18 protein-coding genes and 1 tRNA gene are annotated in these 16,121 nt (G+C 58.4%); 4 read left to right on the top strand and 15 right to left on the bottom strand.

From position 1 onward, the window contains the following. Window positions 1-12: 12 nt before the first annotated feature. From hscB to trmJ, 7 genes are all read right to left on the bottom strand, one after another. Window positions 13-534, bottom strand: a complete 522-nt coding sequence (gene hscB, locus KW849_RS11065; RefSeq protein WP_108216514.1) for a co-chaperone HscB — start codon at window positions 532-534, stop codon at window positions 13-15. 8 nt (window positions 535-542) lie between these two features. Next, a complete protein-coding gene (iscA, locus tag KW849_RS11060) occupies window positions 543-866 on the bottom strand; it encodes an iron-sulfur cluster assembly protein IscA (RefSeq protein WP_003227904.1) in 324 nt (107 codons plus the stop codon). Between the two features lie 34 nt (window positions 867-900). Beyond that, window positions 901-1,287, bottom strand: coding sequence for a Fe-S cluster assembly scaffold IscU (gene iscU, locus KW849_RS11055; RefSeq protein WP_007982746.1), 387 nt, complete (start codon window positions 1,285-1,287; stop codon window positions 901-903). Window positions 1,288-1,388: 101 nt separating this feature from the next. Continuing rightward, a complete protein-coding gene (locus KW849_RS11050; protein ID WP_218429447.1) occupies window positions 1,389-2,603 on the bottom strand; it encodes an IscS subfamily cysteine desulfurase in 1,215 nt (404 codons plus the stop codon). A 50-nt stretch (window positions 2,604-2,653) separates the two neighbouring features. Beyond that, window positions 2,654-3,145, bottom strand: coding sequence for a Fe-S cluster assembly transcriptional regulator IscR (iscR, locus tag KW849_RS11045; RefSeq protein WP_038362955.1), 492 nt, complete (start codon window positions 3,143-3,145; stop codon window positions 2,654-2,656). A gap of 267 nt (window positions 3,146-3,412) precedes the next feature. Then, a complete protein-coding gene (gene cysE / locus KW849_RS11040; RefSeq protein ID WP_007998676.1) occupies window positions 3,413-4,189 on the bottom strand; it encodes a serine O-acetyltransferase in 777 nt (258 codons plus the stop codon). Between the two features lie 2 nt (window positions 4,190-4,191). Continuing rightward, window positions 4,192-4,962 (bottom strand): tRNA (cytosine(32)/uridine(32)-2'-O)-methyltransferase TrmJ, encoded by a 771-nt coding sequence (gene trmJ / locus KW849_RS11035; protein WP_218429446.1) that lies wholly within the window; start codon window positions 4,960-4,962, stop codon window positions 4,192-4,194. 146 nt (window positions 4,963-5,108) lie between these two features. On the opposite strand from trmJ, the gene suhB reads away from it, so the two are divergent. Next, window positions 5,109-5,927, top strand: coding sequence for an inositol-phosphate phosphatase (gene suhB / locus KW849_RS11030; RefSeq protein ID WP_008053258.1), 819 nt, complete (start codon window positions 5,109-5,111; stop codon window positions 5,925-5,927). Between the two features lie 102 nt (window positions 5,928-6,029). Then, on the top strand, window positions 6,030-6,194 hold the full coding sequence (locus tag KW849_RS11025; protein WP_218429445.1) for a hypothetical protein: 165 nt from the start codon (window positions 6,030-6,032) through the stop codon (window positions 6,192-6,194). Here the strand turns inward: KW849_RS11025 and KW849_RS11020 are convergent. The 6 genes from KW849_RS11020 to queA form a co-directional block, all read right to left on the bottom strand. Next, entirely contained in the window at window positions 6,188-6,736 is a 549-nt protein-coding gene (locus KW849_RS11020) for a glycine zipper 2TM domain-containing protein (protein ID WP_218429444.1), read from the bottom strand. The genes KW849_RS11025 and KW849_RS11020 overlap by 7 nt on opposite strands. A 120-nt stretch (window positions 6,737-6,856) precedes the next feature. After that, a complete protein-coding gene (gene secF / locus KW849_RS11015) occupies window positions 6,857-7,771 on the bottom strand; it encodes a protein translocase subunit SecF (RefSeq protein WP_108216509.1) in 915 nt (304 codons plus the stop codon). A gap of 9 nt (window positions 7,772-7,780) precedes the next feature. Beyond that, on the bottom strand, window positions 7,781-9,649 hold the full coding sequence (secD, locus tag KW849_RS11010; RefSeq protein WP_218429443.1) for a protein translocase subunit SecD: 1,869 nt from the start codon (window positions 9,647-9,649) through the stop codon (window positions 7,781-7,783). Window positions 9,650-9,713: 64 nt separating this feature from the next. Then, the gene (yajC, locus tag KW849_RS11005; protein ID WP_007982729.1) at window positions 9,714-10,049 is read right to left on the bottom strand and encodes a preprotein translocase subunit YajC; all 336 of its coding nucleotides are present in this window, start codon (window positions 10,047-10,049) and stop codon (window positions 9,714-9,716) included. 43 nt (window positions 10,050-10,092) lie between these two features. Beyond that, window positions 10,093-11,208, bottom strand: a complete 1,116-nt coding sequence (gene tgt, locus KW849_RS11000; RefSeq protein ID WP_177413271.1) for a tRNA guanosine(34) transglycosylase Tgt — start codon at window positions 11,206-11,208, stop codon at window positions 10,093-10,095. Between the two features lie 14 nt (window positions 11,209-11,222). Beyond that, the gene (gene queA, locus KW849_RS10995) at window positions 11,223-12,272 is read right to left on the bottom strand and encodes a tRNA preQ1(34) S-adenosylmethionine ribosyltransferase-isomerase QueA (RefSeq protein ID WP_218429442.1); all 1,050 of its coding nucleotides are present in this window, start codon (window positions 12,270-12,272) and stop codon (window positions 11,223-11,225) included. Between the two features lie 108 nt (window positions 12,273-12,380). Here queA and KW849_RS10990 point away from each other — a divergent pair. Together KW849_RS10990 and KW849_RS10985 are read left to right on the top strand one after the other, a co-directional pair. Next, window positions 12,381-12,465, top strand: a tRNA-Leu gene (locus KW849_RS10990). 182 nt (window positions 12,466-12,647) lie between these two features. After that, window positions 12,648-12,977 (top strand): hypothetical protein, encoded by a 330-nt coding sequence (locus tag KW849_RS10985; RefSeq protein ID WP_218429441.1) that lies wholly within the window; start codon window positions 12,648-12,650, stop codon window positions 12,975-12,977. 128 nt (window positions 12,978-13,105) lie between these two features. Here the strand turns inward: KW849_RS10985 and alr are convergent, their stop codons facing one another. Together alr and KW849_RS10975 are read right to left on the bottom strand one after the other, a co-directional pair. After that, window positions 13,106-14,347 (bottom strand): alanine racemase, encoded by a 1,242-nt coding sequence (gene alr / locus KW849_RS10980; protein WP_218429440.1) that lies wholly within the window; start codon window positions 14,345-14,347, stop codon window positions 13,106-13,108. A gap of 344 nt (window positions 14,348-14,691) precedes the next feature. After that, window positions 14,692-16,119 carry an amidase gene (locus KW849_RS10975; protein ID WP_218429439.1) on the bottom strand — a complete coding sequence of 476 codons (1,428 nt, stop codon included), beginning with the start codon at window positions 16,117-16,119 and terminating at the stop codon, window positions 14,692-14,694. Window positions 16,120-16,121: the final 2 nt, after the last annotated feature.

The raw sequence follows: 16,121 nt of genomic DNA, 5'->3' as shown, positions 1-16,121 counted from the left end.
AGCGGCACTGGGTTAATCGTCGAGGCGCTCTTCTAACTGGCGCACTTCGTAGGTGAGCTTGTCGAGAAACTGCATGCGCCGCATCAGGCGTTCGGCCTGTTCACGTTGCGCTGCATCATTCCAGCAAGCCGCGAAGCTTTGGTTCAGTACATCCTGGGCAGCCTTCAGGCGACGCTTGAAGACGGCAACACCATTGAGGTCGGCGCTGTCCTGCAGGTCTTCGAGCTCTTCACGCAACTCCATCTGCTGCAGAAGGAACTCCGGATCATGCACCGTGACCTCCAGCGGCAGCTCGCCACCATTCAAGGCGAGCAGGTAACGCGCGCGCTTGGGTGGACTCTTGAGCGTCTGGTAGGCCTCGTTGAGGCTCGCGGAATGCTCCAGCGCCAACCGCTGCTCACGCTCGGAAGCATCAGCAAAGCGGTCCGGATGAACGCTGCGCGCCAACTCACGGTAGCGCGTAGCCAGCTGATCGAGGTCCAGATCGAAACTCGGTTGCAGCTCGAATAAAGCGAAATGACAAGGAGTTCCCACGACAAGCCTCAGATGTTGAAGCTTTCGCCGCAGCCACATTCACCGCGTACGTTGGGGTTGTTGAACTTGAAGCCTTCGTTCAACCCTTCCTTGACGAAATCGAGCTCGGTGCCGTCCAGGTAGGCCAGGCTTTTCGGGTCGATAATCACTTTTTCACCGTGACTTTCGAACACCTGATCCTCTGCAACCACCTCGTCGACAAACTCCAGCACGTAGGCAAGGCCGGAACAGCCTGTGGTGCGAACACCCAGACGAATCCCTTCACCTTTGCCGCGCCCGTCGAGGGAGCGCCGCACGTGTCGAGCAGCCGCTTCTGTCATGCTGATAGCCATCGGTGACTCCTTACTCGTCGCCAAAACTCGAAAATCAGATCAAGCCTTTCTTCTGCTTGTAATCGCGAACAGCCGCCTTGATGGCGTCTTCAGCAAGTACCGAGCAGTGGATTTTCACTGGCGGCAGGGCCAATTCTTCAGCCAGCTGAGTGTTCTTGATGGTTTCCGCTTCGTCCAGGGTCTTGCCCTTCATCCACTCGGTGGCGAGGGAGCTGGAAGCGATGGCCGAACCGCAGCCGTAGGTCTTGAACTTGGCATCTTCGATGATGCCGGCGTCGTTGACCTTGATCTGCAGGCGCATCACGTCGCCGCACGCCGGAGCGCCGACCATGCCGGTGCCGACATCAGGATCTTCCGCATCCATCTTGCCGACGTTGCGCGGGTTTTCGTAGTGGTCGATGACCTTTTCGCTGTAAGACATGATTCTCAATCCTCACTCATCAGGGCCGCTCTTGAGGCCCTGCAGTTACGCTGCGTCTATCGCCGCGTTGCTACAGGGCCTGTATCCGGCGGCTTCTATAGTTAGTGTGCCGCCCACTCGATCTTCGAGATATCGACGCCGTCTTTGTACATATCCCACAGCGGCGACAGGGCACGCAGCTTGATAACGGCCTCGCAGACTTTCTGCGCGGCGTAGTCGATTTCTTCTTCGGTGGTGAAACGGCCGAAGGTGAAACGGATCGAGCTGTGTGCCAGTTCGTCGTTGCGGCCCAGGGCACGCAGTACGTACGAAGGCTCAAGGGACGCCGAGGTGCAGGCAGAACCGGACGAAACCGCCAGGTCCTTGAGCGCCATGATCAGCGACTCGCCTTCAACGTAGTTAAAGCTCAGGTTCAGGTTGTGCGGAACGCGGGCGGTCATGCTGCCGTTGACGTACAGCTCTTCCAGATGTTCGACCTGCTTGAAGAAACGGTCGCTCAACGCCTTGATTCGCGCGTTCTCGGCAGCCATGTCTTCCTTGGCTACGCGGAAAGCTTCGCCCATGCCGACGATCTGGTGGGTCGCCAGGGTGCCGGAACGCATGCCACGCTCGTGACCGCCACCGTGCATGGTCGCCTCGATACGTACGCGCGGCTTGCGGCTGACGTACAGGGCGCCGATGCCTTTAGGACCATAGGTCTTGTGGGCGGAGAAGGACATCAGGTCGACTTTCAGCTTCGACAGGTCGATCTCGACCTTGCCGGTGGACTGAGCGGCGTCGACGTGGAACAGGATGCCCCTGGAGCGGGTCAGTTCGCCGATCGCTGCGATGTCGTTGATGGTGCCGATTTCGTTGTTCACGTGCATGACCGACACCAGGATCGTGTCATCGCGCAGTTCGGCTTCGACCATCTCCGGGGTCACCAGGCCATCAGTACGAGGCTCGATGTAGGTCACTTCAAAACCTTCACGCTCCAGTTGGCGCATGGTGTCGAGGACAGCCTTGTGCTCAATCTTGGTGGTGATCAGGTGCTTGCCTTTGGTGGCATAGAAATGCGCCGCACCCTTGATTGCCAGGTTGTCGGACTCGGTGGCACCGGAGGTCCAGACGATTTCGCGCGGGTCGGCGTTGACCAGGTCTGCGACCTGACGACGGGCGTTTTCGACGGACTCTTCGGCTTTCCAGCCGAACACGTGGGAACGGGACGCCGGGTTACCGAAGTTTCCGTCGACCAGCAGGCATTCACTCATTTTTTGCGCGACACGCGGATCAACCGGGGTGGTCGCAGAGTAATCAAGGTAAATCGGCAATTTCATGGACTATCTCCTAAATCAGGCTGGCTGGCGTGCCGCTAGCTCTTCGGCTGTCATTCGACGGCGGACGCTTCAATCTTGTCCAGGCGTGGCGCCTTGCTGTTGCAACGGCGCTGGTCCTGACGCTGGGCTACTTCTTGCACCTCACGGCGAGTCACAAGATCAGCCAAGCTGATACCGCTCAAAAATTCGTGAATCTGCAGGCTCAGATCGCACCACAAGTGGTGAGTCAGGCAAGTGTCGCCGGAATGGCAATCACCCTGCCCCTGGCATTTGGTTGCATCGACCGATTCGTTCACCGCATCGATCACCTGGGCGACCTGAATGCCCTGCATCTCGCGGGACAATTGGTAACCACCGCCCGGACCACGCACGCTGGACACCAGGTTGCTGCGGCGCAGCTTGGCGAAAAGCTGTTCGAGGTAGGACAGGGAGATGCCTTGGCGCTCGGAGATATCGGCCAGGGACACGGGCCCGTGCTGCGCGTGCAACGCCAGGTCAAGCATGGCGGTCACGGCGTATCGGCCTTTTGTAGTCAGTCGCATGGACAATTACCACGGAGTTCGGAATGAGGCGAGTATGCAATTCCCGAGTATTTAAGTCAACTATAAGACCTAGTGCTTTAGTCGGGTTTACCCGCAAAAGAGCGGCGGAATCATAGCAGGGTCTGCGGCTTAATGGCACACCGGTCAGCGTACCGCACATCTCTGAATACGACCCCTGTAGGAGCTGCCGCAGGCTGCGATCTTTTGATCTTTGCCGTTAAAAGCAAGATCAAAAGATCGCAGCCTGCGGCAGCTCCTACAAAAGCATCAGCTGGCCTGACTCTGATCCTTGTCCTTCACACATGCGAAGTCTTCTTCGCGCAGCTCAGGCAGATCTTTCGCACAATAATTGCTGCCCAGATCCTTCAACGCCCCGCACATCCCCTCCAGACGCCCATCGACCGCCTGCAGATGATCGAGCAACTGGTTAATGGCACGCGCCACCGGGTCCGGCATGTCTTCAGTCACGCCATAGGCATCAAAACCGATCTTCTCGGCCATGGCCTTGCGTTTGGCGTCCTGCTCTTCGTCGGGTTTGACGATGATCCGCCCCGGAATCCCCACCACAGTGGCGCCCGGCGGCACCTCTTTGGTCACCACGGCGTTGGAGCCGACCTTCGCACCTGCACCGACAGTGAACGGGCCAAGCACCTTGGCGCCGGCACCAACAACGACACCATCACCCAGCGTCGGGTGACGCTTGCCTTTATTCCAGCTGGTACCACCGAGGGTCACGCCCTGATAAATGGTCACGTCATCGCCGATTTCCGCCGTTTCACCGATGACAATGCCCATGCCATGGTCAATGAAGAAACGACGACCGACCTTGGCCCCCGGATGAATCTCGATCCCGGTCAACCAGCGCCCGAAGTTCGACACCAGGCGCGCCAGCCATTTCAGGTCCGCGCGCCACAGCATCGCCGACAAACGGTGAATCCAGATGGCGTGCATGCCGGGGTAGCAAGTCAGGACTTCAAAAGCGTTACGCGCCGCCGGGTCTCGGTGGAATACGCTCTGGATATCTTCACGCAAACGCTCGAACATCATTAATCCTTCCGGTTTAGTAGCTCACCACGGGCCGCTTTCTGGGTTTCCGTGAGAATGCCACGCAAAATATTCATTTCCGCCCGGCTGACCGAGCTGCGTCCGTACAACCGGCGCAGGCGCGCCATCAAGTGCCGTGGCTTTTCCGGATCAAGGAATTCGATGGCCACGAGGGTCTGCTCCAGGTGCTCATAGAATCGCTCCAGCTCATCCATGGTCGCAAGCTCAGCGCTTTTCACCGAAGCCACTTCTTCCTTCTCGACCTTGCTCGGCTGACCTTGGGCGGCCAGCCAGGACATGCGCACTTCATAGCTCAACACCTGCACCGCCGCCCCAAGGTTCAGCGAGCTGAACTCAGGGTCTGATGGAATGTGCACGTGATAGTGACATCGCTGCAGCTCTTCGTTGGTCAGGCCGGAATCTTCACGACCGAACACCAAGGCGATTTGGGCACCCTGCCCGGCCTCCTCGACCACCTTCGTTCCGCATTCGCGGGGATCGAGCAATGGCCAGGGAATGCGTCGGTCGCGGGCGCTGGTGCCGAGCACCAGATTGCAGCCGACCAAGGCATCTTCCAAGGTGGCGACGACTTGCGCGTTTTCAAGGATGTCACCGGCACCGGAAGCACGGGCATCGGCCTCGTGGTGCGGGAACAGGCGCGGTTCGACCAGCACCAGCCGCGACAGGCCCATGTTCTTCATGGCACGCGCAGCCCCGCCGACATTGCCCGGATGGCTGGTATTGACCAGGACGACACGAATGTTTTGCAGCAAGGGAGGCGCTCTCGAACACAATAATCGGGAGCGGAATCTTACAGCTCATCCTACCGTTAAGCCACGAAAGCGAACGTCGTCCTTCTCCTGTAGAAACTTTCTGATAGAATGCCCGGCTTTCTTTAACAACCTTAGGTGACACATCCATGCAGCCCATGCTGAATATCGCGCTGCGCGCCGCCCGCAGCGCCAGTGAATTGATCTTCCGCTCCATCGAGCGCCTGGATACCATCAAGGTCGACGAAAAAGACGCCAAGGATTACGTATCCGAGGTGGATCGCGCCGCCGAACAGAAAATCATCGACGCCCTGCGCAAGGCCTACCCGAATCACTCGATCCTGGGTGAAGAGACCGGCATGCACGCCGGCACCGGCATCGAAGGCGAAGAGTACCTGTGGATCATCGATCCGCTGGACGGCACCACCAACTTCCTGCGCGGCATTCCTCATTTCGCTGTCAGCATCGCCTGCAAATACCGCGGTCGTCTTGAGCACGCCGTTGTTCTGGACCCGGTTCGCCAGGAAGAATTCACCGCCAGCCGTGGTCGCGGCGCTCAACTGAACGGTCGTCGCCTGCGCGTCAGCGGCCGCACCAGCCTGGACGGCGCCCTGCTGGGTACCGGCTTCCCGTTCCGTGACGACCAGATGGACAACCTCGACAACTACCTGGGCATGTTCCGCGCCCTGGTTGGCCAGACCGCCGGCATCCGCCGTGCAGGCTCGGCGAGCCTGGACCTGGCCTACGTGGCCGCCGGCCGTTTCGACGCGTTCTGGGAGTCGGGCCTGTCCGAGTGGGACATGGCTGCTGGCGCCCTGCTGATCCAGGAAGCTGGCGGCCTGGTGAGCGACTTCACCGGTGGTCACGACTTCCTTGAAAAAGGCCACGTCGTTGCCGGCAACACCAAATGCTTCAAGGCAGTTTTGACGGCGATCCAGCCGCACCTGCCGGCCTCGCTGAAGCGCTAAGCTTCCAGCGACAGAGAAAGCACCCTGCGGGGTGCTTTTTTTATGCCTGGAATTTGCCCTCGATAACACCACAACCCCACTGTAGGAGCGAGCTCGCTCGCGATGGTCGTCAACGATAACGCGGGAATTCTGGATGAGCGCGGTGCCTTTGGGCTCTTCGCGAGCAAGCTCGCTCCTACAGGGATTGGTGTCGGTGCAGAAATGGCAGGCACAAAAAAGCACCCCGCAGGGTGCTTCTTTTTTAATCCGGCATCAGCAGATCAATGAGCCGTCTGATTCTCAGACAGGATCAACTTGCCTTCCTTATCCACCGGAATCTGGTTGCCTGGATCACGATCCATGCGCACCTTGCCTTCCTTGCCATCCAGCGAATACTGCACGTCGTAACCTACAACCTTGTCACTGATGTCGTTAACCGTGTTACAGCGGGTCTGGGTGGTGGTGTAGGTATCACGCTCTTGCATGCCTTCCTGCACCTTGTTGCCGGCATAACCGCCACCGACAGCGCCCGCGACCGTGGCGATCTTCTTGCCGGTACCACCACCGACCTGGTTACCCAGCAGACCACCTGCCAATGCACCGACCACCGTACCGGCGATCTGATGTTGATCTTTCACCGGCGCCTGCCGGGTGACCGTTACATCCTTGCATACTTCACGTGGAGTCTTGATTTGTGTCTTGACCGGCTCAACGGCGAGTACTTGTGCGTACTCCGGGCCGCTTTTAACCAGGCTGTAGGTGGCCACAGCACCCCCGGCAGTTACACCGACAGCACCCAGTACAGCACCAACCAGCATCGACTTGTTCACATGAACCTCCTGGACCATCACATGCGGAACGTGTCCGCGCTTCTCCCTGCCTTGGAGCACAAAAAAAGGCGCGAGTTCAACTCGCGCCTTTTTGGATGACACCGCTTAAGGGTTGCTCCCTCAAGGACGGTCGTCGACTTCCTTCTCGGTATTGGCCGGAGGAATCAGGTCTTCAGTGCTCAGGTTCAGCCAGATCAGCACCACGTTCGCGATGTAGATCGACGAGTAAGTACCCGCCAGAACACCGATGAACAGGGCAATGGAGAAACCGAACAGGTTGTCGCCACCGAAGAACAGCAGGGCCGCGATCGCCAGCAAGGTGGAGATCGAAGTCGCCATGGTCCGCAGCAGGGTTTGCGTGGTCGAAATGTTGATGTTCTCGATCAGGCTGGCCTTGCGCAGTACACGGAAGTTCTCGCGAACCCGGTCGAATACCACGATGGTGTCGTTGAGCGAGTAACCGATGATCGCCAGTACCGCCGCCAGCACTGTCAGGTCGAAGGTGATCTGGAAGAACGACAGGATACCGACAGTCACGATCACGTCGTGGATCAGGGATACGATCGCACCGACCGCAAACTTCCACTGAAAGCGGAACGCCAGGTAGATCAGGATACCGCCCAGCGCCATCAGCATGCCGAGGCCGCCCTGGTCGCGCAGCTCTTCACCCACCTGCGGGCCGACGAACTCGACTCGCTTGACCGTCGCCGGGTTTTCGCCACCCACCTTCTGCAAGGCTTCGGCGACCTGGTGACCCAGTTGCGGGTCTTCGCCAGGCATGCGCACCAGCAAATCGGTGGTCGCACCGAAGTTCTGCACGATGGCTTCGTGATAACCCGCGGTCACCAGCTGCTCACGCACCTTGGTGACATCGGCTGGACGCTCGTAGGTCAGCTCGATGAGCGTACCGCCGGTGAAGTCCAGGCCCCAGTTCATGCCCTTATGGAAGACACTGAATATTGCCAGTGCCGTAAGGAACAATGTGACGCCGAACGCAAAGTTGCGAACGCCCATGAAGTTGATTGTACGTAACATGGCAGCCCCTTAAATCCACAACTTCTTGAAGTCACGACCGCCGAAGATCAGGTTGACCATCGCGCGGGTCACCATGATGGCCGTGAACATCGAGGTAAAGATCCCGAGGGACATGGTCACTGCGAAGCCCTTGACCGGGCCGGTGCCCATGGCAAAGAGGATGCCGCCGACCAGCAAGGTGGTCAGGTTGGCATCGAGAATCGCGGTGAATGCCCGGCCGAAGCCTTCGTTGATTGCGCGCTGCACGGTCATGCCGGCGGCGATCTCTTCACGGATCCGCGAGAAGATCAGCACGTTGGCGTCGACCGCCATACCCATGGTCAACACGATACCGGCGATACCCGGCAGGGTCAGCGTTGCACCCAGCAGCGACATCAGGGCCAGCAGCATCACCATGTTCACCGCCAGAGCGACGGTGGCGATCAGGCCGAAGAAGCGGTAGATGGCCATGATGAACAGCGAGACGAACAGCATGCCCCACAGCGATGCATCGATACCCTTGGTGATGTTGTCGGCACCCAGGCTTGGGCCGATGGTGCGTTCTTCAGCGAAGTACATCGGTGCAGCCAGACCACCGGCACGCAGCAGCAGCGCCAGCTCGGACGACTCGCCTTGGCCATTCAGGCCGGTAATACGGAACTGCGCACCCAGCGGCGACTGAATGGTCGCCAGGCTGATGATCTTCTTCTCTTCCTTGAAGGTCTGAACCGGCACGTCTTTCTCGACGCCATTGACCATCTGCTTGGTGTAAGTGGTGATCGGACGTTGCTCGATGAAGATCACCGCCATGCTGCGACCGACGTTCGAACGGGTCGCACGGTTCATCAACTCGCCGCCGTGACCGTCCAGACGGATGTTCACTTCCGGTGTGCCATGCTCGCCGAAGCCAGCCTTGGCGTCAGTCACCTGGTCACCGGTGATGATCAGGCCACGCTCGATCAGCGCAGGAGGACGCTTGCCCTCACGGAACTCGAATTCCTCGGAAGTGGCTTTCGAAGCACCCGGCTCAGCAGCCAGACGGAACTCCAGGTTGGCCGTCTTGCCGAGGATACGCTTGGCTTCGGCGGTGTCCTGCACGCCCGGCAGCTCAACCACGATGCGGTTGGCGCCCTGGCGCTGAACGATCGGTTCGGCAACACCCAGCTCGTTGACGCGGTTACGCACCGTGGTCAAGTTCTGCTTGATGGAGTATTCGCGGATTTCCGCCAGCTTGGCCGGGGTCATCGCCAGACGCAGCACCGGTTGACCATTGAGGTCGGCCGGAACAATGTCGAAATCGTTGAAGTTCTTGCGGATGATCGTACGGGCCTGTTCGCGGCTGTCTTCATCAGCGAAGCCCAGCTGGATGGCACCGCCCAGTTGCGGCAGGCTGCGATAGCGCAGCTTCTCTTTACGCAGCAGGCTCTTGACGTCGCCTTCGTAGACTTTCAGGCGTGCATCGAGGGCTTTTTCCATGTCCACTTCCAGCAGGAAGTGCACACCACCGGACAAGTCCAGACCCAGCTTCATCGGGTGCGCAGCGAGGTTGCGCAGCCATTGCGGGGTGGTTTGTGCCAGGTTCAGCGCGACGACGTAGTCATCACCCAATGCCTTGCGTACAACGTCCTTGGCCGGCAGCTGGTCTTCAGCCTTGGTCAGGCGAATCAGCCCGCCCTTGCCGCCGGCAGCCAGGGTGGCAGCCTTGACGTTGATCCCGGATTCCTTGAGCGCAGCGCTCACACGGTCCAGATCAGTCTGATTGACCTGCAGCGCCGTGCTGGCACCGCTGACCTGAATGGCCGGGTCATCAGGATAAAGATTGGGAGCGGAATAAATCAGACCGACCGCCAGCACCGCCAGGATCAGAATGTATTTCCACAGAGGATATTTGTTCAGCATCACGCCGCCCGTTTATGACGCGGGGCGCCTTGCGCGCCCCGTCGATTGAAGATGAAGTTGAAACTTAGATCGCTTTGAGCGTGCCTTTTGGCAGCGTCGCGGCGATGGCGCCTTTCTGGAATTTCATTTCGACGGTGTCGGAAACTTCCAGAACGACGAAATCGTCGGCCACTTTAGTGATCTTGCCGGCGATGCCGCCGGTGGTCACAACTTCGTCGCCTTTCTGCAGGCTGCTCAGCAGGTTTTTCTGCTCTTTGGCGCGCTTGGCCTGTGGACGCCAGATCATCAGATAGAAGATGACCAGGAAACCGACCAGGAAAATCCACTCGAAACCGCCACCCATTGGGCCCGCAGCAGGTGCAGCGGCGTCAGCCATGGCATTAGAGATAAAAAAGCTCATTTAGCACTCCAGTTGCAAATGTTGAATCTTGGGGTCAGAAAACTCAGTCCAAAGGCGGCACGGGAAGCCCGCGTTTGGCGTAGAAGGCATCGACAAAGGCGGCCAATGTACCCTGTTGAATAGCCTCGCGCAAACCAGCCATAAGCACTTGATAATGGCGCAAGTTATGGATGGTATTGAGCATGCTTCCCAGCATTTCGCCGCACTTGTCCAGGTGATGCAGATAAGCGCGGGAGAAGTTCTGGCAGGTATAGCAATCGCAGGTCGGATCGAGCGGCGAATCATCATGGCGATGGAACGCGTTACGGATCTTCAGCACGCCGGTATCGATGAACAGATGCCCGTTGCGGGCATTACGGGTTGGCATCACGCAATCGAACATGTCCACACCGCGGCGCACACCCTCAACCAAGTCTTCCGGTTTGCCAACGCCCATAAGGTAACGAGGTTTGTCAGCCGGCATCATGCCCGGCAGATAATCCAGCACCTTGATCATTTCGTGCTTGGGCTCGCCCACCGACAGGCCGCCGATGGCCAGGCCATCGAAGCCGATCTTGTCGAGGCCTTCCAGGGAGCGCATGCGCAGGTCCTGGTGCATGCCGCCCTGGACGATGCCGAACAGCGCCGCCGTGTTGTCGCCATGGGCTTCTTTCGAACGCTTGGCCCAACGCAGGGACAACTCCATCGATACGCGGGCGACGTCTTCGTCGGCCGGGTACGGCGTGCATTCGTCGAAAATCATCACGATGTCGGAGCCCAGGTCACGCTGGACCTGCATCGACTCTTCCGGGCCCATGAACACCTTGGCGCCATCGACCGGGGAAGCGAAGGTCACGCCCTCCTCCTTGATCTTGCGCATGGCGCCCAGGCTGAACACCTGGAAACCACCGGAGTCGGTCAGGATCGGGCCTTTCCACTGCATGAAATCGTGCAGGTCGCCGTGCTTCTTGATCACTTCCGTGCCCGGGCGCAGCCACAGGTGGAAAGTGTTGCCCAGAATGATTTCAGCGCCAGTCGCCTCGATATCCCGTGGCAGCATGCCCTTGACCGTGCCGTAGGTGCCCACCGGCATGAAGGCCGGGGTCTCGACGGTACCGCGCGGGAAGGTCAAACGACCGCGACGAGCCTTGCCGTCAGTAGCAAGTAACTCAAACGACATACGACTGGTGCGACTCATTCTGTTTCCTCAGGGCCACGTGGTGCGGGGTTACGGGTGATAAACATCGCATCACCGTAGCTGAAAAAGCGGTATCCGTTGTCGACGGCGGCCTTGTAGGCAGCCATGGTCTCGGGATAACCGGCGAACGCCGAAACCAGCATCAACAGCGTGGATTCGGGCAAATGGAAGTTGGTGACCAGGGCATCGACCACATGAAACGGCCGGCCCGGGTAGATGAAAATGTCGGTGTCGCCACTGAACGGCTTGAGCACGCCATCGCGGGCAGCGCTTTCCAGGGAACGCACGCTGGTGGTCCCTACGGCCACCACCCGACCACCGCGAGCGCGACAGGCGGCAACGGCATCCACCACGTCCTGGCCGACTTCCAGCCATTCGCTGTGCATGTGGTGATCTTCGATCTTCTCCACCCGCACCGGCTGGAAAGTGCCAGCGCCGACGTGCAGGGTCACGAACGCGGTCTCGACGCCCTTGGCGGCAATCGCCTCCATCAACACCTGATCGAAATGCAGCCCCGCCGTCGGCGCCGCCACCGCGCCCAAACGCTCGGCGTAGACAGTCTGGTAACGCTCGCGGTCGGCGCCTTCATCCGGACGGTCTATATAAGGAGGCAACGGCATGTGCCCGACGCGGTCGAGCAGCGGCAACACCTCCTCGGCGAACTTAAGCTCGAACAACGCATCGTGCCGCGCCAGCATCTCGGCCTCGCCACCGCCATCGATGAGGATCTTCGACCCAGGCTTGGGCGACTTGCTGGAACGCACATGGGCCAGCACGCGATGACTGTCGAGCACCCGCTCCACCAGGATTTCCAGCTTGCCGCCGGAAGCCTTCTGGCCAAACAGCCGCGCCGGAATCACCCGGGTATTGTTGAACACCATCAAATCGCCGGGGCGCAAAAGCTCCAGCAAATCAGTGAATTGACGGTGTGCCAGAGCGCCGCTGACCCCATCCAGGGTCAACAGGCGACTATTGCGCCGCTCGGCCAGCGGATGGCGGGCGATCAGCGAATCAGGGAGCTCGAAGGTAAAGTCAGCAACGCGCATGATGGGGTGTCGTCTAGCAGGGCCGGGAAGTCTAGCGGAAATATCAAAAATTCTCCATGTACCTGATTGACCAGCGGTTATCTCATCTCTATACTTCGCCGCCATTGAGCCCTGATGGCGGAATTGGTAGACGCGGCGGATTCAAAATCCGTTTTCGAAAGGAGTGGGAGTTCGAGTCTCCCTCGGGGCACCAAAATTAAGAAAGGTCTTGCTTTGCAAGGCCTTTTTTTTCGTCTGTGAAAAAGCACCTGACACCCCCACCAACAACGCCCTGACAATGCGCTGACCTGTAGGAGCTGCCGAAGGCTGCGATCTTTTGATCTTGCTTCTCTTCTGCCCTTCTCGCCGGAAGAACATTTCACAAGGATTCCCCCCATGGAATTGCACCTGGAAACCGTCGCCCTCTTCTCCCTCAAACTGGCTTATGAATCGGAAGATTCAAGCCCGATTTTGCGTGACGACCTGGTGATGGGTGACTACCAGCGGGATGTGTTTGAGTTGCTGGTGCGGCGGGGGGATGTTGAGACAATTCAGTTGAAGGTGGATGAGTGTGTGGGATTGGCGCTGGAAGCCATCGGTGGTGTGGATAAGCCATTGGGGCGGGAATTGCGGAGGTTGACGGGGGAGTTTTCCGGGACTCAGACGATGGAGCAGCTTGGTGCTCCGCTCATGGCGCTCAAGGATTATTTGAAGGACATTCAATGACGGAAGACGAGCGGCCCGCCGGGAGCGCAGCGCATCACCGTCCGCATGACAAACCCTCGAGGCGTCACTGCCAAAAGTCGCTACTGTGTGAGCGTTACCACCGCAGTAGCGACTAGCACCCTCACTGGTTAGTCGGAGGCTTTATCCGCCACCAGGGCTTTGGGATTGCTACTCCCCCAAACGGTAGCAAGGTCCACCAGCAATGTTCCGCTGAGTTCTTCAAGTTCACTCTGGGCGATCTCACTGTCGCCTTGTTTACCGAAGAGCACCACTTGATCGCCAGCGCGCACAGCAGGGATATCTGTCACGTCCACCATGAGTGTATTCATGGAGACCTTCCCTACCACTGGAGCACGCTGCCCATCTATAAGGACAACGCCTTTATTGGTAAACGCTCGACGATAGCCATCAGAATAGCCCACTGGAATATTCGCAAGCTTTGAATCACGACTCAGTGTCACTGTTCGGTCATACCCCACTGTATTGCCTTTAGGGTATTGATTAACAGACGCCACGTATGACTTGACCTGCATGACCGGTTTGTACTCGGCATGCGAAGGTTCCATCATCCCATACAAGGCGCCTCCGGCACGTACCATGTCCAAATGCGACTCTGGCACTTCTAACGTCGCGTAAGAGTTCGCCGCATGAAGAGTGATTTTACTTCTATCAATTCCGGCGGCCTTTATCAGCCAAGCCGTTTGCTCATTGAAAGCCTTGAGCCCTTGCCGAACATCATCCTTATCCTGCACCGCGAAGTGAGTCATGATTCCGACCAGCTCCAGAGGAGCCAAACGATTGATCGCCAAGGCTTCTTGCCGACCGTGTTCAGTGCTCATTTCCAGGCCGTTACGACTCATACCACCTGCGTTCAACGCCAAGTGAACCTTCAGGCGATTCCCATGCTTTTCAGCAATAGCGGCCGTTTCTCGAGCATAATCGAGACTACTGACTAACTCCTCTATCTTGTACGGCAATGCTCCTTCCACCTCGGCCAACGTCGCTGTACGCACTCGGACAAGTTCCCCCTTGAATCCACTTTCACGTACAACCCGAGCCTCTTCATTGCTGGCAATGCCTACGCAGGGCACTTCCATTTTTATGACAGACGGCATCAATAACGCGACACCATGACCATAGGCATCCGCCTTGAGGATGGCACAAAGCCGTGATTTATTCGTCAAGGTGTTCTGGAGCGTACGAATATTGTTTTCAAACGCCGCCTGGTTAATTTCAACCCATGCATTACTGGTTGCCACGGCCCGTTCAGACTGACCATTATCCAAAGAAAGCAGCGGTGCAGCCTGAACATACCCCTGCCCTATAATCAGACCTAAAGAAAGAGCAATAACAGTCCGAGTGAAAGGCATACAATACATCTCCTGATACAGAACGTTGTTGATGACAACTAACGATTTGACGACATACATGACTCTGCGCAAGCCACTACCCGACTAAGGAAATGGCCTGACTTTATGGGCGGCAGGAAACACCACTGATAGCGACAAAAGCAAACTCAGTACAGGGCGAACAACGTTATTGAAACGTTATCCTTGGAGTAACCCTTCCGGTGAAATTTTTGATGATTCGCGAAATCACTGGGCAGGTATATATTAAATTTTTATATAGATTTATAGGCGACACTTTCCAACCCCACTTTAACTTGAGGCGCTGGCAGGGTGATATCCAGGGATATATCAAGCAGTTATATCCATCACGCAACCGCGTTGTCCGCCAGCTCCCAGCCCTCAGGCCGTAGCGTGTGCCAATCGCTGACCTGTTGATAGGCATGGCCGATGCGCAGAATCAGCGGTTCGGCGAATGCCCGACCCACAATCTGCATCGAGACCGGCATGCACTTTTCATCGAGCCCGATGGGCAGCGCCACCGAACACAAGTTCAGCAAGTTGGCGAACCGCCCCAACAAGGCCAGTGGCGTGCCATATTCATCGACCTCATCCAACGGCACACTGCCAATAGCGTTGGTCGGGAAAGCGCAGGCGTCTATGTTGGTCATGGCCTCCTGCATGGCGTGCCGAGCGGCGCGGCGCTGATTGTGCAACTGGATATACGACGCTGCGTCGATGGCGCGACCACTGAGTACGCGACGTTGAACATGGGGGTCGAAACGCAGATCGTCGCGCTCGAACAAGCTACCCAGGCTGGCATAACCTTCGGCGCTCATCAGCCCACCAGCGATGCGCATGCACTGCTCCAACGACGTGGGCAGCGGTTGCTCGATCAGTTGCATGCCCAACGCGGCCAACTGCTTGAGCCCCAAATCGTAAGCCTTCAGCACCCCGGGAGCGACATGCGCTCGTTCGGCCTGTGGCAACACCCAGATGCGCAAACCGGCTACCGGCTGATTGAGACCGGCAGCGGCGCTGAATACAGGTGCCTGGGCCGAAACCGGATCCAGCGGGTCCGGGCCCAGCAGTGCATCCAACATCCACGCCGCGTCTTCAACGGTGTGGGTGATAGGCCCTACCGAATCCAGCGAAGGACACAGTTCGATCAAGCCATGGCGACTGATAAGCCCACGCGTGGTTTTCAGCCCGACCAAGCCGCACATGCCCGCCGGAATCCGCACCGAGCCGCCGGTGTCGGTGCCCAACGCAGCACTCGCCAACCCGCTGGCCACGGCCACTGCCGAGCCACTGCTTGAGCCACCCGGAGCGCGATGCACGTTACGGTCCCACGGGTTCCACGGCGTGCCCATCACCGCGTTGGTGCCCCAGCCACCGAAAGCGAATTCGACGGTGTGGGTCTTGCCAAGAATGATTGCACCGGCACGCTCCAGGCGTTGCACTGCAGTGGCGGTCAACCTCGAAACACGCGGTGCCTGTGCCAATGATCCACCCGTGATGGCCTGGCCATCGATCTCGAACAAGTCCTTGATCGCCAGAGGAATGCCATGCAGCGGTCCCAGGTGTATGCCGGACGCACGCTGGCGATCAGCGGCGATGGCCGCGCTCAAAGCACGCGAGGAATAGGTCTCGACATAGGCATTGAGCTGCTCGTCAAAGCGCTCGATGCGCGCCAGTTGCGCACGAACCAGCGCTTCGCTAGTCAGCGATCCCGCCTGCAGCGCCCGCTGCAACTGGGCAATGCTGTGGGAAGTAACTCGATCTATGGTGCTCATAT

The organism is Pseudomonas sp. PDM26 (genome assembly GCF_019219185.1).
Taxonomy (GTDB): Bacteria; Pseudomonadota; Gammaproteobacteria; order Pseudomonadales; family Pseudomonadaceae; genus Aquipseudomonas.
Note: the sequence above shows the minus strand (reverse complement) of the source record. Positions and strands in the feature narration are given on the sequence as shown.

What these genes read in the sequence shown, in the direction of transcription:
- KW849_RS10975 (WP_218429439.1), bottom strand. Translation starts at nt 16,119, where the DNA reads ATGAGCACCATAGATCGAGTTACTTCCCACAGCATTGCCCAGTTGCAG.
- iscR (WP_038362955.1), bottom strand. Translation starts at nt 3,145, where the DNA reads ATGCGACTGACTACAAAAGGCCGATACGCCGTGACCGCCATGCTTGAC.
- tgt (WP_177413271.1), bottom strand. Translation starts at nt 11,208, where the DNA reads ATGTCGTTTGAGTTACTTGCTACTGACGGCAAGGCTCGTCGCGGTCGT.
- KW849_RS11025 (WP_218429445.1), top strand. Translation starts at nt 6,030, where the DNA reads ATGGTCGTCAACGATAACGCGGGAATTCTGGATGAGCGCGGTGCCTTT.
- KW849_RS11050 (WP_218429447.1), bottom strand. Translation starts at nt 2,603, where the DNA reads ATGAAATTGCCGATTTACCTTGATTACTCTGCGACCACCCCGGTTGAT.
- secD (WP_218429443.1), bottom strand. Translation starts at nt 9,649, where the DNA reads ATGCTGAACAAATATCCTCTGTGGAAATACATTCTGATCCTGGCGGTG.
- iscA (WP_003227904.1), bottom strand. Translation starts at nt 866, where the DNA reads ATGGCTATCAGCATGACAGAAGCGGCTGCTCGACACGTGCGGCGCTCC.
- secF (WP_108216509.1), bottom strand. Translation starts at nt 7,771, where the DNA reads ATGTTACGTACAATCAACTTCATGGGCGTTCGCAACTTTGCGTTCGGC.
- alr (WP_218429440.1), bottom strand. Translation starts at nt 14,347, where the DNA reads ATGCCTTTCACTCGGACTGTTATTGCTCTTTCTTTAGGTCTGATTATA.
- cysE (WP_007998676.1), bottom strand. Translation starts at nt 4,189, where the DNA reads ATGTTCGAGCGTTTGCGTGAAGATATCCAGAGCGTATTCCACCGAGAC.
- KW849_RS10985 (WP_218429441.1), top strand. Translation starts at nt 12,648, where the DNA reads ATGGAATTGCACCTGGAAACCGTCGCCCTCTTCTCCCTCAAACTGGCT.
- suhB (WP_008053258.1), top strand. Translation starts at nt 5,109, where the DNA reads ATGCAGCCCATGCTGAATATCGCGCTGCGCGCCGCCCGCAGCGCCAGT.
- queA (WP_218429442.1), bottom strand. Translation starts at nt 12,272, where the DNA reads ATGCGCGTTGCTGACTTTACCTTCGAGCTCCCTGATTCGCTGATCGCC.
- iscU (WP_007982746.1), bottom strand. Translation starts at nt 1,287, where the DNA reads ATGTCTTACAGCGAAAAGGTCATCGACCACTACGAAAACCCGCGCAAC.
- yajC (WP_007982729.1), bottom strand. Translation starts at nt 10,049, where the DNA reads ATGAGCTTTTTTATCTCTAATGCCATGGCTGACGCCGCTGCACCTGCT.